Source organism: Cupriavidus sp. AU9028 (assembly GCF_019795295.1).
Classification (GTDB): Bacteria; Pseudomonadota; Gammaproteobacteria; order Burkholderiales; family Burkholderiaceae; genus Cupriavidus.
Map to the genome: position 1 here is coordinate 37,544 of NZ_JAIMCG010000004.1, position 13,507 is coordinate 51,050.

Below are 13,507 nucleotides of genomic sequence, written 5' to 3' on the forward strand. Positions count from 1 at the left end.
CGCTTGCACAACCAACGCGTCGTTCCCGCGAAAGCGGGAATCCAGCGTCTTCAGAAGCCACTGGGTCCCCGCGTTCGCGGGGATGACGGGGTGTTGTCACCGGCGGCGGGATGACATGCTGACCACGCTTGCACAACCAACGCGTCGTTCCCGCGGAAGCGGGAATCCAGCGTCTTCAAAAGCCACTGGGTCCCCGCCTTCGCGGGGACGACGAGGTGTTGTCACCGGCGGCGGGATGACATGCTGACCACGCTTGCACAACCAACGCGTCGTTCCCGCGGAAGCGGGAATCCAGCGTCTTCAAAAGCCACTGGGTCCCCGCCTTCGCGGGAATGACGGGGTGTTGTCAGCAGCGTGGGTCCCCGCCACGGCGGGGACCCGCCATCCATCAGGTCACCGGCGCCGGATTGAACAGCACCAGCGAGTTGTGCAACTTGTAATGCTCGGCCCATGACTTGCGGCCGCTGGCGACGTCCAGCATCTTGTGGAACAGCTCCCAGCCGACCTGCTCGATGGTCGCCTCGCCGGTGGCGATGCGGCCAGCGTCGATATCCATCAGGTCGTGCCAGCGGCGTGCAAGATCCCGCCGCGTGGCTACCTTGATCACCGGCACTTCGGCCAGGCCGTACGGCGTGCCCCGGCCGGTGGTGAAGATATGCAGGTTGATGCCGGCGGCCAGCTGCAGCGTGCCGCAGACGAAGTCGCCTGCGGGCGTGGCCGCATAGATCAGCCCCTTCTGCGTGACGCGCTCGCCCGGACCGGAGACGCCATGGATGGCGCCCGTGCCGGACTTGACGATCGAGCCCATCGCCTTCTCGACGATATTGGACAGTCCGCCCTTCTTGTTGCCCGGCGTGGTGTTGGCGCTGCGGTCCACCTCGCCCTTCTGCAGATAGTTGTCGTACCAGGCCATCTCGCGGATCAGCGCCTGCGCGACTTCCGGGGTGGCGGCGCGCGCGGTCAGCTGGTCGATGCCATCGCGCACCTCGGTCACCTCCGAGAACATCACCGTCGCACCCGCGCGCACCAGCAGGTCCGCGGCGAAGCCGACCGCCGGATTGGCAGTGACGCCGGAAAACGCATCGCTGCCGCCGCACTGCACGCCGACCACCAGGTCCGAGGCCGGACAGGTCTCGCGCTGGCGGGCATTCAGCCGCTGCAGATGGCGCTCGGCGCTGGCCATGATCGAGTCGATCATCGATTCGAAGCCGACGTGCTGCTCATCCTGCAGGCAGACCACGTCCAGTTCGCCCTCGCGCTGGATCGGAATGGTGCCGGCACTGGCCAGCCGAGCCGGCTGCAGCTTCTCGCAGCCCAGGCTCACCACCATCACCTCGCCGCCGAAGTTCGGGTTCAGCGCGATATTGCGAATGGTGCGAATCGGAATGGCGGCGTCCTTCGCATCGATTGCCACGCCGCAGCCATAGCCGTGCTCGAGCCCGACCACGTCATCGACGTTGGGGTACTTCGGCAGCAGCTCGGCCTTGATCCGGCGCACCGCGTAGTCGACCACCCCCGAGACGCACTGCACCGTGGTGGTGATCGCCAGGATGTTGCGCGTGCCGACCGAGCCGTCGGCATTGCGGTAGCCCTCGAAGGTATAGCCCTCCAGCGGCGGGGCGGGCGGCGGGACGCGTGTGCAAATCGGCAGGTTCTCCAACCCGGGCGGTTCCGGCATGCGCAGCACGCGCTCGTTGACCCAGCTGCCGCGCGGCAGCGCCCTGGCGGCATGGCCGATCACCACGTTGTAACGCACCACCGGATCGCCCTCGGCGAAGTCGGTCAGCGCGACCTTGTGCCCTTGGGGCACCGCCTCGGCAAGCACCAGGCCGCAGTCGAAGCGCGTGCCGGCGGGCAGCCCGCCATCGTTGGCGACGATGGCCACGTTGTCGTCCGGGTGCATGGTGATGTAGAGCGGCCGGGCGGCCGCGGGCTTCTGGGCAGGCGGATTCGCCACTGCGGGAATCGCCACGGCGGCGTCGGATGTCTGTTGCATTGCTGGTGTCCCCTTGCTTGTCCGCATGTCCAGCGGACCGATGACAACGTTATCATTTGCCGCTCGGCGTTGCAAGAATCGCGATGGGCTTTTCGCCAATTGAGGCGCCCGAGACCCTCTCCCCCGGGCCCCTCTGCCGCTCGGCGGGAGAGGGGAGCAAACCCTGGGTGATTAACCGCTACCGGGGTTTTCCCCTCCCCCGCTTGCGGGTGAAGAGAGCAAACCCGGGTGATTCAACCGCTGCCGGCGTTCTCCCCTCGCCCGCTTGCGGGAGAGGGGCCGGGGGAGAGGGCACGCCATGGCTCGCCGTCCCCCAAAGCCATTCCTCTCCTTCATGCGCATGAGAAACCGTCAACCGCCAAGGCATGGCCATATGACATAGTCGCCGCAACAGAAATAGAGCGAGGAGACTGACCATGCGATTCAACCTGCTTGGCGCCATGATGGCGTCGCTGACTCTCATCACGGCCGCCGCCTCGGCGCACGCAGCCGACTGGCCCACCAAACCGGTGCGCATCATCGTGCCGTATGCCCCGGGCGGCATCGCCGACATCTCGGCCCGCGCCACGGCCCAGCAACTGCAGGCCATCACCGGCCAGACCTTCATCGTCGACAACCGCCCCGGCGCGGATACCCGCATCGGCACCGAGTATGTGGCAAAACAGCCGGCGGACGGCTATACCCTGCTGCTCGCCGGCGGCGGCTTCGCCGTCAACAATTCGCTGTTCGACAAGCTGCCCTATGACACGGCGAAGGATTTCGAGCCGGTCGCCATGGTCGTCTCCAATCCGCTGCTGCTGGTGATCGGTTCGGTGCAGCCCATCAAGACCGTGGCGGACCTGAAGGCGGCCGCCGGCAAGGACAAGGGGGTGACGCTGGCCTCGGGGGGCAAGGGCACCCTCAGCCATATGTCGATGGAGCTGTTCGCCTCGGCGACCAAGTTGCCGATCTCGCACGTGCCCTACCGCGGCGGCTCCGCGCATACCGCCGACGTGGTCAGCGGCCTGGTCACCGGCATCTTCGAGAACCCGAGCTCGGCGCTGCCCATGATCGAGGCGGGCAAGTATCGCGCAATCGCCGTGACCTCGGCGCAGCGCAACCCGGCCTTCCCGCAGGTGCCGACGATGCAGGAAGCCGGTACGCCCAACTTCGATGTGATCAACTGGTTCGGCCTGTTCCTGCCTGCCGGCGTGCCGGCCGACACCGCCGAGAAGATCCGCGGGGCGGTCGCGCAGGCGCTGGCCAATCCGCAGCTGAAGCAGCGGTTCGCCAAGGAAGGCGTCACGGTGGGCGGTCCGGCCGGCAAGGCTTTCGGCAAGTTCGTCGCCGACGAGACCCGCCGCTGGGGAGACATCATCCGCGCCCGGGGGATCCGTGCAGACTGAGGACCGACCGATCGACCCGGCGCTGCTGGCGGCCGTGGAGGAAACGCAGGCGATGCCCGGCGAGGCCGACGGCGTGGAACTGCCGGAGGCCGAGGCGCGCAGGCTTGCCAGCGAACTGCGCGCGCGCCGGCTGGCGCGCGCCACCGGCGGCCACGAGCGAGTGTTGCGCGACAACTGGTACGTCACCGCGCCGGGCCGCGAGATACCGCTGGCGCTGTATCGCCGCGACGCCGACACGCCGGCACGGCCGCTGCTCTACTTCCACGGCGGCGGCTGGGCGGTGGGCAGCATCGTGACGCACGACGCGCTGTGCGCCCATCTGGCCGCAAGGACCGGGATGGCGGTGATCAGCGTGCACTATCGCCGCACGCCGGAGAACCCCTATCCGGCGCAGCAGGCCGACGGGCAGGCCGTGCTGGACTGGCTGCTCCGCCATGCCGCCATCCTCAAGCTCGACTTTGGCCCCGGCTGGGTGATCGGCGGCGACAGCGCCGGCGCCCATGTCGCGCTGACCCTTGCCTATGCGCTACGGGGCCTGGAGCGCGCGCCGCGGGCGCAGTTGCTGTTCTATCCGGCGCTGGACCCGGGCCTGGACACGCTCAGCGCCCGGCTGTACGCCGATGGCCCGGCGCTGACGCGCGCCAGCATGCGCTGGTACTGGCGCGCCCTGCTCGGCGGCGGCATGCCGGAGGGCGCGCTGCCGCTGCGCTGGCCGGACCTGTCCGCGCTGCCGTCGACGGTGCTGGTCACCGCCGAGCACGACCTGCTGCGCGACGAAGGCGAACTGCTGCATCAGCGGCTGGCCGCGCAGGGCATCGACGTGCGGTTTCGCCGGGCGCCCGGCATGCTGCATGGCTTTGCCCGGCTGCTGAACGCCAGCGAGGCGGCCCGCCGTCAGGTGGACGACGCCGCGGACGCGCTGCTGTCGCTGCTGCGGTAATGCACAGGCGGGCTGGCATGCGCCAGCCACGCCTGCGCCATCTCCCGGGCCTGCGCGACGAACCAGTTGCGCACGGTGCTGAGACGCCGCGGCGGAATCCGTGTTTCGTCCAGCACCAGGAAGTAGCCGCAGCTGCCGAGCATCACCTCGTTGAACGGCGCCACCAGCAGGCCGTCCGACAGATGCTGGCGCACCAGCAGGCGCGGCATCAGGCCGATGCCCAGGCCCGCGCGGATGGCCTCGATCATCACGGCGTAGTGGTCATAGGATTGGCGCGGCGCCGGCAGCCGCATGCCCGGCGCGAGCGTTGCGTTCCACTCGGCCCACGCGGTGGGATAGAGCACGTGCTGCAGCAGCGGCCAGCGCGCCAGATCCTCCGGCCGGGTGACCGGGTCGCGCGACAGGTGCTCCGGCGACGCGATCACCGCCATCTCCCGGCCGAACAGATAGTCGGCGCTGACGCCCTGCCAGGAACCGGTGCCGAAGCGGATCTCCGCATCGACGTCCTGCTCGGCCACGCGTGCCGACAGCAGCCGCGTCGATACCTGCAGGTCGATGTCCGGATGGTCCTTGCCGATGCCCGGCAGCAGCGGGATCAGCCAGTATTGCAGCACCGCGGGCGGAGCGAGGATACGGATCTGTGTGACATCCGGGTCGGTCTGCCGCACGCGCCGGTCGGTGGCGGCCAACTGGTCCAGTGCCGGCTCGACGCCCTCCAGGAACATCCTGCCGGCGGGGGTCAGCGCCACGCCACCCACGCGGCTGAACAGCGGCACGCCCAGATGCGACTCCAGCAGACGGATATGCTTGCTGACCGCGCCCTGCGTCAGGCACAGGCATTCCGCCGCGCGCGTGAAACTGCCCAGCCGGGCGACGGCGAGAAACGCTTCCAGCGTGGCGATCGAATATGGCGGGCGGAACGGCGTCATGGAGGTGCCGGCAATGTCGCTCTGATGCCGCCAGCTTAACGCCAGTGCCCGGCAAGTCATATCCCGATTGTCCCGGGGCGCCCTGCCGGCCGCGATGCCACGCCTGTCAGGTCGAGGCCCGCTCCACGATGCGAAAGCCGACGTCGATCACCGGCTCCGGCACCGTCTCGCCACGGCAGCGAGCCAGGATCAGCCTTGCCGCGCGATCGCCGATGCCGTGGCCGTCCACCTGCACCGTGGTCAGCGAGGGCTCCATATGCGCGGCGAAATCGGCATCGCCGAAGCCGCAGATCGCCAGATCCTCGGGGCTGCGAAGCCCGCGCGCCGCCGCCTCCACCAGTACCCCCTGGGCCAGCTGGTCCGAACTGCAGCAGATCGCCTCGATTCGCCGGTCCTGTTCGAGCAGCTGCGCCAATGCGCGCCGGCCCGAGGCCAGGCTGCTTGGTGCGGGGACGACCACCGTGGGCACGTCATGGCCAATCGTCGACAGGAAACCCTCGCGCCGCACCGCCGCCCGGTGGTCGTCCGCGGTCGCGATGGCCACGCGGCGCCAGCCGCGCGACAGGAAATAGCCCGCCACCGCGCTGCCCACCTTCAGATGGGAGAAGCCGACGGCCATGTCGACCGGGCGGTCGCTCAGTTCCCAGGTTTCCACCACCGGAATGCCGGCGCGGCGCAGCTGCTCGCGCGAGGTCGGCGAGCGCAGCAAACCGGCCACCACGATGCCGTCGGGGCGACGGCTGATGATGGTGTTCAGCAGCGCCGCCTCGCGCGCGTGGTCGTACCCCATCTGGGCCAGGATCAGCTGGTAGCCGGCCGCATCCAGCGCTTCGGTCAGCGCCTTGATGGTCGGCACGAACTGCGCCACCGAGATGCTGGGCACCAGCAACGCCACCGTCATGCTGCGCCGTGACTTGAGGCCGCCGGCCAGCAGATTGGGGATGTAGCCGGTGGCCTCGACCGCGGCACGAACCCGCTCGATGGTGGCGTCGGACACGAGGTTCGGCTTGCTCAACGCGCGCGACGCGGTGATCAGCGACACGCCCGCCTCGCGTGCCACGTCATGCAGCGTCACGGACTTTGGAGCGGTGGAGTCGGTCATGGCGGTCAGTAGGGGTAAATCAGGAGGGCGTACCCGCAGTACGGCGGTTGACCCGCCAAAATGACAACGTTAGCATTCGTCATCAAGGCAGCCGGGCGACCCAAGAGGGTGGCCCCGAGCGATTATACCGCTGCGCAACACCGCTGAAGCGCGCCGCACTCCGCGCAAAAATGACAACGTTGTCATTCTCTTTCCAGAGCGGCAAGCGCTGCGGGCGGGCTGCCCGATTCTCCTTCCACCTAACGGGATGCCGCCTCGCCATGACCATGCCGCCCTCCTTCACCGCCTCCGCTCCTGCGCTGCCCGGCGCCATCGCCTGGATCCGGCTGTCCTCCTGCTACCTGCCGCTCGCCACGCCGATCAGCGATGCCAAGGTGCTCACGGGCCGGCAGAAGCCCATGACGGAAGTGGCGATCCTGTTCGCCGAGATCCGCACCGCCGACGGGCATGAAGGTCTCGGCTTCAGCTACGCCAAGCGAGCCGGTGGCCCCGGACAGTTCGCGCACGCCTGCGAGATCGCCCCCGCGCTGCTCGGCGAGGACGCCAGCGATATCGCCCGGCTGTGGGACAAGCTGTGCTGGGCCGGCGCCTCGGTCGGCCGCAGCGGCCTGTCGACGCAGGCGATCGGCGCCTTCGACGTCGCGATGTGGGACCTGAAGGCGCGGCGGGCGGGGCTGTCGCTCGCCAAGCTGCTGGGCGCCCACCGTGATTCCGTACGCTGCTACAACACCTCGGGCGGCTTTCTGCATACCCCGCTGGACCAGTTGCTGGTCAACGCCGCCGCATCGGTCGAGCGCGGCATCGGCGGCATCAAGCTGAAGGTAGGCCAGCCCGACGGGGCGCTGGACCTGAAGCGCGTCGCAGCGGTACGCGAGCGGCTCGGCGACGCCGTGCCGCTGATGGTCGATGCCAACCAGCAGTGGGACCGGCCGACCGCGCAGCGCATGTGCCGCACCTTCGAGTCGTTCAACCTGGTGTGGATCGAGGAGCCGCTCGACGCCTATGACCACGAGGGACATGCGGCCCTGGCCGCCAGCTTCGATACGCCGATCGCGACCGGGGAAATGCTGACCAGCGCGGCCGAGCACTGGGAGCTGATCCGCCACCGCGCCGCCGACTACCTGATGCCCGATGCGCCGCGCGTGGGCGGCATCACGCCGTTTCTCAAGGTCGCGGCGCTGGCCGAGCACGCCGGGCTGATGATCGCGCCCCACTTCGCCATGGAGCTGCATGTCCACCTGGCCGCCGCCTATCCGCGCGAGCCGTGGGTCGAGCATTTCGACTGGCTCGAACCGCTGTTCAACGAACGGCTGCAGATCCGCGACGGCCGCATCGTGGTGCCGACCGCGCCCGGCCTGGGCGTTTCCATCAGCGAGCAGGCGCGCGCCTGGACGCGGCAGCAGACCGAGTTCGGCGCCCGACCATAAGGCGCCCAGCCCCCGGACCATCGTGCCCGGCAAGGGGGAATCGACGTCAACGGGGCACACCGCGCTGTCCGGGCAACCGGTCAACGAGTCGTCAGAACCACGAGGAGAGGTGGATGAGAACGCTGAACACGCTGGTTGCAACCGTACTACTGGGCGCGTCGATCGCCAGCGCCCACGCCGGCTGGCCGGACAAGCCGGTCACGATGGTCGTGCCCTTCCCGCCGGGGGGCTCGACCGACAACGTCGCCCGGATGCTCAGTGCGAAATTCCAGGAGCGCTTCGGCGGCACCTTCGTCGTCGACAACCGACCGGGGGCCGCTGGCATGATCGCCGCCGCCGCGACGCGCCGGGCGGCGCCCGACGGCTATACGCTGTTCGTGTCCTCGCTGGGACCGTTCGTCATCGCACCCCATCTGGTGAAGAGCCCCGGCTATGACCCCCTGAAGGACTTCGACTACATCAGCGTCGCGGTGCAGGCGCCGAACGTGCTGGCCGTGCCGGCCAGCTCGCCGCACAAGACGCTGCAGGATGTGATTGCCTTCCTGAAGGCAAACCCCAACAAGATGACCTTCGCGTCCGCGGGCAATGGCACCAGCGACCACCTGACCGCCGAACTGTTCTGGCAGCAGACCGGCACGACCGGCATCCATGTTCCCTACAAGGGCGGCGCGCCGGCCATGACCGATCTGATCGGCGGCCAGGTCGATGCGACCTTCATGAACATCAATACCGCGGTGCCGCTGGTCAAGGCCGGCAAGCTTCGTGCGCTGGCGATCACCAGCAACCAGCGCTCGCCCGTGCTGCCAGCCGTGCCAACCATGGAGGAGTCCGGCATCCGCAATACGACCGTCTATTCCTGGCAGGCGGTCGCGGCGCCCAGGGGGCTGCCGGCGGACATCAAGGCAAAGGTGCAAGAGGCCATCGCAGCGGCCGTCAACGATCCGGCGGTGAAGCCGAAACTGCTGGAGGTGGGATTCGAGATCGTAGCCAATACGCCGGAAGAGTTCGCGGCGTTCCAGGCAAAAGAGTACGCGCGCTGGAAGAAGGTAATCGAGGTGGGCGGAATCACGGCGGACTGAGAGCCGTCCCTGGGCTGGCCGTCCCGGCGCTCGCCTGGACGCCGCCGGCTAGCGTTCCTGCTTCGTCGGCGGCACGGCCTTGCCCAGCAGTTTGCCCAGCAGGCCGCCGCCGTTGTCCGGCTTGCGCCCCTGCTGCTCACCCTTGGGCACACCGGCGCCGCGCCGCGCACCAGCGTGCTTCATGCTGTTGGCGATTTTCAGCCCCTTGTTTTTCTCCAGGTCGGTCTTCTTCACTGCGATTCCCCAATTGCGCAATAGTCAGGCCGCCATTTTACGCATGGCGCCGCACGCGCCGCCGTTCGTCGCACGCAGGGGAGATTTTCTGGACAAATCGCGGCCCGCTACCTAAACATCAGGGGCGGTCGATCGCCGCGGCCCCTCCCCTCTCGACTCGACCGGAGTCTCGCCATGGACACCCAACTGGAGCTTGCCTCAATGGACGCCACCGCGGTGCAGGACAACTACGCTCCGGTGCACAGCGAGATCGAGGCAGACAAGCTGGTCATCCGCGGCGAGCTGCCGCGCGGCCTGCAAGGGGTGCTGTACCGCAACGGCCCCAACCCCCGCTTTCCCCTGCCCGGCCTGCACTGGTTCGGCGGCGACGGCATGATCCACGCCATCGCCATCGACAACGGCCAGGCGTCGTACCGCAACCGCTGGGTGCGCACGCCGAAATGGCGCGACGAGGATCGCGCCGGCCGGGCGCTGTTCCGCACCTTTGCCGGCAAGCTGCCCGACGCGCCGGCCTGGGCCGGCAAGGACGGCGGCGTGGCCAACACGCACATCGTGCAGCACGCGGGCCAGCTGCTGGCCCTGGAGGAAGGTCACCTTCCCACCGGCATCGCGCCGCGCACGCTGGAGACCCTCGGTTACGTCGACTTCGGCTTGCCTACCGGCCCGTTCACCGCGCATCCGAAGACCGACCCGGATACCGGCGAGATGGTCTTCTTCGGCTACAACGCCACCGGCATGCTGAGCACCGGCGTGCGCGTTGGCGCCATTGATGCCGGCGGCGCGCTGCGCCATGTGCAGGAACTGCAGACCCCGTACTGCAGCATGATCCACGACTTCATCGTCACGCAGAACCACATCGTGCTGCCGGTGCTACCGCTGACGGGAAGCCTGCCGCGCGCGCGGCAAGGCGGCCCGGCGTATGCCTGGGAGCCCGGCAAGGCCGCCATGCTGGGCGTGCTCGCACGAGGCAATCCGGCCGGGGAGGTGCGCTGGTTCGAGGGCCCGCCCTGCTACGTCTTCCATGTGATGAACGCCTGGGAAGCCGACGGCCGGCTGCATGCGGACGTGATGATGTACGACGAAGCGCCGCTGTTCCCGCACGCGGACGGCAGCGCCGGCAATCCAGCACGTCAGCAGGCCTACCTGACGCGCTGGACGCTGGACCTGTCCGGCGCCGGGAACAGCTTCGGGGTCGAGCGGCTTGACGATGCCGCCGGCGAATTTCCGCGCATCGACGAGCGCCGCAATGGCCTGCCCTATCGGCACGGCTGGTTCGCGGCCGCCGATGACGACGGCAGCGGCGAGCTGGCCGGTATTGTCCATGCCGACATGGTCACCGGCGCACGCGACCGCTACGCCTTCCCCGACGGCGGCGTGCCGTCCGAGCCGGTCTTCGCCGCGCGCGGGGCCGACGAGGGCGACGGCTGGATGCTGACGGTGGTCTGGCAACCCGAAACCGGACGCAGCGAGATGCAGATCTTCGAGGCGTGCGACATCGCTTCCGGACCGCTCGCCGCCATCGAGCTGCCACAGCGCGTGCCCTTCGGCTTTCATGGCTCCTGGGTAGCGGGCTGACGGCGGCATGAGCGCCGCCTGAGCGGCCGCTACCTGCGGCCGGCACGCGGGGACGCGCGGTCCCGGTCGGGTCCTGATGCCCAACGTGAACGTTTTGCGACGACGTGAATTTGTCACAAAAAAGGCACGCCTTTTGCGGCTTTTCGTTGACTTGGCCGCTGCCACATCGCAGCGCGCCACCGTCGATGAAGACCAACCCGGACGCACCGCGCGCCCTGCTTCCCCAGCTCGCGCGGCGGTGCGGTTCGTAAAGATGGAGCCTTTTGCATGGAGAGGGAACTGAAATTCGAGTTGACTCAGGATCAGCAAGCCGCACTCCGCGAATTGCCGCTGTTGCAGGAATTGCAGGTGCAGCCGCCGCACGAGGAGCAACTGGAGAGCCAGTACTTCGACACGGCGGACCTGCAGCTGCGCCGCCACGGCGCCTCGCTGCGCGTGCGCAGCAATGGCGACCGTCATGTGCAGACCGTCAAGTGCGCCGGCTCGCCGGAGGGTGGCTGGTTCGAACGCGAGGAATACGAGACGGAAGTTGCCGGGGCCCAGCCCGACTTAGGCGCGTTGCTGGCCGTCGTGCCGACAACATCGCCCCTGGCGGCAATCCTGCGGGAACCGACCTTGCAGGCGGGACTCGCGCCCATCTTCCGAACGACCGTCACCCGGCTCGTGTGGCAGCTCAAGGCGCCGGAGGGCGAGGAAGTCGAACTGGCGCTCGATTCGGGCAGCGTCTCCACCGAAGAGCAGGACCAGCCGTTCACCGAACTCGAACTGGAACTCAAACGCGGCGAGCGCACCAGCCTCGCGGCGCTGGCACTGCATCTTGCCGAACGGCTGCCGCTGCGCCTGAGCCTGCAAAGCAAGAGCGACCGTGGCTACCGGCTGCTGGTCAGCGAGCCGCCCACCGTGGTGACGGCCACGCCCATCGTGCTCAAGAAGAAGGACAGCGTGGACGACGCGTTCTTCAAGATCGTGCAGAACTGCCTGACGCAGGTCCACGCCAACGCGCCCGGCGTCGCCGCCGGCTATTCGGCCGAGGCGGTGCACCAGATGCGCGTCGGCCTGCGCCGCCTGCGCTCCGCGCTGGACCTCTTCGCCGGCGTGATCACCCCGCCCGAAGCGCTGCAACGCGAACTCAAGTGGATCGCCGATGAACTGGGCAAGTCGCGCGACTGGGAAGTGCTCGCCAGGGCCACCCTGCCGCAGGTCACGGCGCCGCAGAGCCAGCAGGAAGAGATGCGCCGGGCCGAGACCGCCGTGACGGAGATCGCCAGGGCACGGCGCGAGGATGCCGCCGAGGCGGTGCGCTCCCCTCGCTACGCGCGGCTCGCGCTGGAATTGGATCACTGGCTCGCGACCGCGCCCTGGCGAGCGGACAGCGACCCGATGGTCCGCAAGCAGCTGAAGCAGCGCGTCGGCGACCTTGCCGGCGACGTGCTGCGCCAGCGCCATCGCAAGCTGCTCCGACGCGGCAAGGCGCTGCACAAGCTGGCCCCCGCCGATCGCCACCGCGCGCGCATCGCGGCAAAAAAACTGCGCTACACCACCGAGTTCTTTGCCTCGCTGTACCAGCGCAAGGCCCTGCAGCACTACCGCCGTGCGCTGACACGCCTGCAGGACGACCTGGGCTGGGGCAACGACATCGCAGTGGCCGACCAGTTGCTCGATCACCTGCAACGCCGGCATCGGCAGGCGGCGAACGGCGCCAGCTACGCGCGCGGATTCCTGGCGGCCCGCTTGGCCGATGACCGCGGCAGGCAGAGGAAGTTGTGGAAGGCATTCCGGAAGACCGCCCGGCCGGATTGATCCTTCATATGACTCGCAAGGCGCGTGGGCTGCGATGGCACGGCGCTTGCGACCGCAGCAGGGAGCGGTCGCCCTGGAGGCGCACATCGGGCAACGAGGAACCATCGAAGGACCATTCCCTTGCCTCGCATTCAAGACGGCCGTCCCATCGATCCCCCTTACCCTGAACGAGGAGCCGACCATGAAAACCGCCCCCCCGAGCAACCGCACCGAGCAGGACGTCAAGGCCGAAGCGAATTCGGGCAAGCCGGCCACCACCGACAGCAGCAAACCCTCCAGCGGCCAGCACGCCGGCAGTCATACCAAGGCCGGCAAGGACCATGGCGCGGGAGGCGGGGCAAAGCGTCGCCATGGTCCCCGGTAACCACCCGAGAATTCGCTGGGCACAAATGCGATGAAGCCCGCATGACGCGGGCTTCATCGATTGTGCGGCACAGGTCGGACTTCGGTCCGCGTCAGAACGGAATATCGTCGTCCATATCCTCGAAGCCGTTCGACGGCGCCTGTTGTGGACGGCGTGCGCCGCCACCTTGGCCGCCGCCACCACCGCCGCCACCCGAGCGGCCGCCGCCGTAGCCACCGCCACCGCCGCCACCACCGCCACCACCGCCACCGCCGTAGCCGCCGCCCGACGATTCGCGCGAGTAGCCGCCGCCCATGTCGTCACCGCCACCACCGCCGCCGCCTCCGCGGCTGCCCAGCATCTGCATCGCCTCGGCGACGATCTCCGTGCTGTACTTGTCCTGGCCGGACTGGTCCTGCCACTTGCGGGTGCGGATGCGGCCTTCGATATAGACCTGCGAGCCCTTGCGCAGATATTGCCCGGCGATCTCGGCGAGCTTGCCGAAGAAGGCGATCCGGTGCCACTCGGTCATCTCCTTCATTTCGCCGCTCTGCTTGTCCTTGTAGCGATCGGTCGTCGCCAGCCGGATGTTGGTGACGGCGTCGCCGCTGGGCATATAGCGGGTTTCGGGGTCCGCGCCGAGATTCCCGACGAGGATGACTTTGTTGACGGATGCCATGCGAGTTCTCCGAAAACC

The 13,507-nt window shown here is 68.5% G+C and carries 12 protein-coding genes; 7 read left to right on the top strand and 5 right to left on the bottom strand.

The genetic code is table 11. From position 1 onward, the window contains the following. Nucleotides 1-388: 388 nt before the first annotated feature. Nucleotides 389-1,903 (bottom strand): galactarate dehydratase, encoded by a 1,515-nt coding sequence (gene garD, locus K6V06_RS05785; protein WP_255581658.1) that lies wholly within the window; start codon nucleotides 1,901-1,903, stop codon nucleotides 389-391. Between the two features lie 509 nt (nucleotides 1,904-2,412). On the opposite strand from garD, the gene K6V06_RS05790 reads away from it, so the two are divergent. Then, nucleotides 2,413-3,381: a tripartite tricarboxylate transporter substrate binding protein gene (locus K6V06_RS05790; RefSeq protein ID WP_222240914.1), complete on the top strand. Its 969-nt coding sequence runs from the start codon at nucleotides 2,413-2,415 to the stop codon at nucleotides 3,379-3,381. Next, nucleotides 3,371-4,321, top strand: a complete 951-nt coding sequence (locus K6V06_RS05795; protein WP_222240916.1) for an alpha/beta hydrolase — start codon at nucleotides 3,371-3,373, stop codon at nucleotides 4,319-4,321. Before K6V06_RS05790 ends, K6V06_RS05795 begins: the two co-directional genes overlap by 11 nt. Here K6V06_RS05795 and K6V06_RS05800 read toward each other — a convergent pair. Next, nucleotides 4,276-5,250, bottom strand: coding sequence for a LysR substrate-binding domain-containing protein (locus K6V06_RS05800; RefSeq protein ID WP_222240918.1), 975 nt, complete (start codon nucleotides 5,248-5,250; stop codon nucleotides 4,276-4,278). The two genes, K6V06_RS05795 and K6V06_RS05800, sit on opposite strands and share 46 nt — an antisense overlap. 106 nt (nucleotides 5,251-5,356) lie before the next feature. Beyond that, nucleotides 5,357-6,352 (bottom strand): LacI family DNA-binding transcriptional regulator, encoded by a 996-nt coding sequence (locus K6V06_RS05805; RefSeq protein ID WP_222240920.1) that lies wholly within the window; start codon nucleotides 6,350-6,352, stop codon nucleotides 5,357-5,359. A gap of 266 nt (nucleotides 6,353-6,618) precedes the next feature. Here K6V06_RS05805 and K6V06_RS05810 point away from each other — a divergent pair, with 266 nt between their 5' ends. Both K6V06_RS05810 and K6V06_RS05815 read left to right on the top strand, forming a co-directional pair. Beyond that, the gene (locus K6V06_RS05810) at nucleotides 6,619-7,779 is read left to right on the top strand and encodes a mandelate racemase/muconate lactonizing enzyme family protein (RefSeq protein WP_222241496.1); all 1,161 of its coding nucleotides are present in this window, start codon (nucleotides 6,619-6,621) and stop codon (nucleotides 7,777-7,779) included. 113 nt (nucleotides 7,780-7,892) lie between these two features. Beyond that, nucleotides 7,893-8,858 (top strand): tripartite tricarboxylate transporter substrate binding protein, encoded by a 966-nt coding sequence (locus K6V06_RS05815; protein ID WP_222240922.1) that lies wholly within the window; start codon nucleotides 7,893-7,895, stop codon nucleotides 8,856-8,858. A gap of 48 nt (nucleotides 8,859-8,906) precedes the next feature. Here K6V06_RS05815 and K6V06_RS05820 read toward each other — a convergent pair whose 3' ends face one another. Further along, entirely contained in the window at nucleotides 8,907-9,092 is a 186-nt protein-coding gene (locus K6V06_RS05820; RefSeq protein ID WP_222240924.1) for a hypothetical protein, read from the bottom strand. 174 nt (nucleotides 9,093-9,266) lie between these two features. Between K6V06_RS05820 and K6V06_RS05825 the strand changes: the two genes are divergently transcribed. The 3 genes from K6V06_RS05825 to K6V06_RS05835 all read left to right on the top strand — a co-directional run bounded on the left by K6V06_RS05825 (nucleotide 9,267) and on the right by K6V06_RS05835 (nucleotide 12,831). Further along, nucleotides 9,267-10,667 (top strand): carotenoid oxygenase family protein, encoded by a 1,401-nt coding sequence (locus K6V06_RS05825; RefSeq protein ID WP_222240935.1) that lies wholly within the window; start codon nucleotides 9,267-9,269, stop codon nucleotides 10,665-10,667. A 267-nt stretch (nucleotides 10,668-10,934) separates the two neighbouring features. Further along, nucleotides 10,935-12,467 carry a CYTH and CHAD domain-containing protein gene (locus K6V06_RS05830; RefSeq protein ID WP_222240937.1) on the top strand — a complete coding sequence of 511 codons (1,533 nt, stop codon included), beginning with the start codon at nucleotides 10,935-10,937 and terminating at the stop codon, nucleotides 12,465-12,467. 181 nt (nucleotides 12,468-12,648) lie between these two features. Next, nucleotides 12,649-12,831 (top strand): hypothetical protein, encoded by a 183-nt coding sequence (locus K6V06_RS05835; protein ID WP_222240946.1) that lies wholly within the window; start codon nucleotides 12,649-12,651, stop codon nucleotides 12,829-12,831. A 91-nt stretch (nucleotides 12,832-12,922) separates the two neighbouring features. On the opposite strand, the gene K6V06_RS05840 is transcribed toward K6V06_RS05835, so the two are convergent. Continuing rightward, on the bottom strand, nucleotides 12,923-13,489 hold the full coding sequence (locus K6V06_RS05840) for a single-stranded DNA-binding protein (RefSeq protein WP_222240948.1): 567 nt from the start codon (nucleotides 13,487-13,489) through the stop codon (nucleotides 12,923-12,925). Nucleotides 13,490-13,507: the final 18 nt, after the last annotated feature.

Coding starts and splice junctions, on each gene's coding strand:
- K6V06_RS05840 (WP_222240948.1), bottom strand. CDS start 13,489: ATGGCATCCGTCAACAAAGTCATCCTCGTCGGGAATCTCGGCGCGGAC.
- garD (WP_255581658.1), bottom strand. CDS start 1,903: ATGCACCCGGACGACAACGTGGCCATCGTCGCCAACGATGGCGGGCTG.
- K6V06_RS05810 (WP_222241496.1), top strand. CDS start 6,619: ATGCCGCCCTCCTTCACCGCCTCCGCTCCTGCGCTGCCCGGCGCCATC.
- K6V06_RS05800 (WP_222240918.1), bottom strand. CDS start 5,250: ATGACGCCGTTCCGCCCGCCATATTCGATCGCCACGCTGGAAGCGTTT.
- K6V06_RS05835 (WP_222240946.1), top strand. CDS start 12,649: ATGAAAACCGCCCCCCCGAGCAACCGCACCGAGCAGGACGTCAAGGCC.
- K6V06_RS05790 (WP_222240914.1), top strand. CDS start 2,413: ATGCGATTCAACCTGCTTGGCGCCATGATGGCGTCGCTGACTCTCATC.
- K6V06_RS05815 (WP_222240922.1), top strand. CDS start 7,893: ATGAGAACGCTGAACACGCTGGTTGCAACCGTACTACTGGGCGCGTCG.
- K6V06_RS05825 (WP_222240935.1), top strand. CDS start 9,267: ATGGACACCCAACTGGAGCTTGCCTCAATGGACGCCACCGCGGTGCAG.
- K6V06_RS05805 (WP_222240920.1), bottom strand. CDS start 6,352: ATGACCGACTCCACCGCTCCAAAGTCCGTGACGCTGCATGACGTGGCA.
- K6V06_RS05830 (WP_222240937.1), top strand. CDS start 10,935: ATGGAGAGGGAACTGAAATTCGAGTTGACTCAGGATCAGCAAGCCGCA.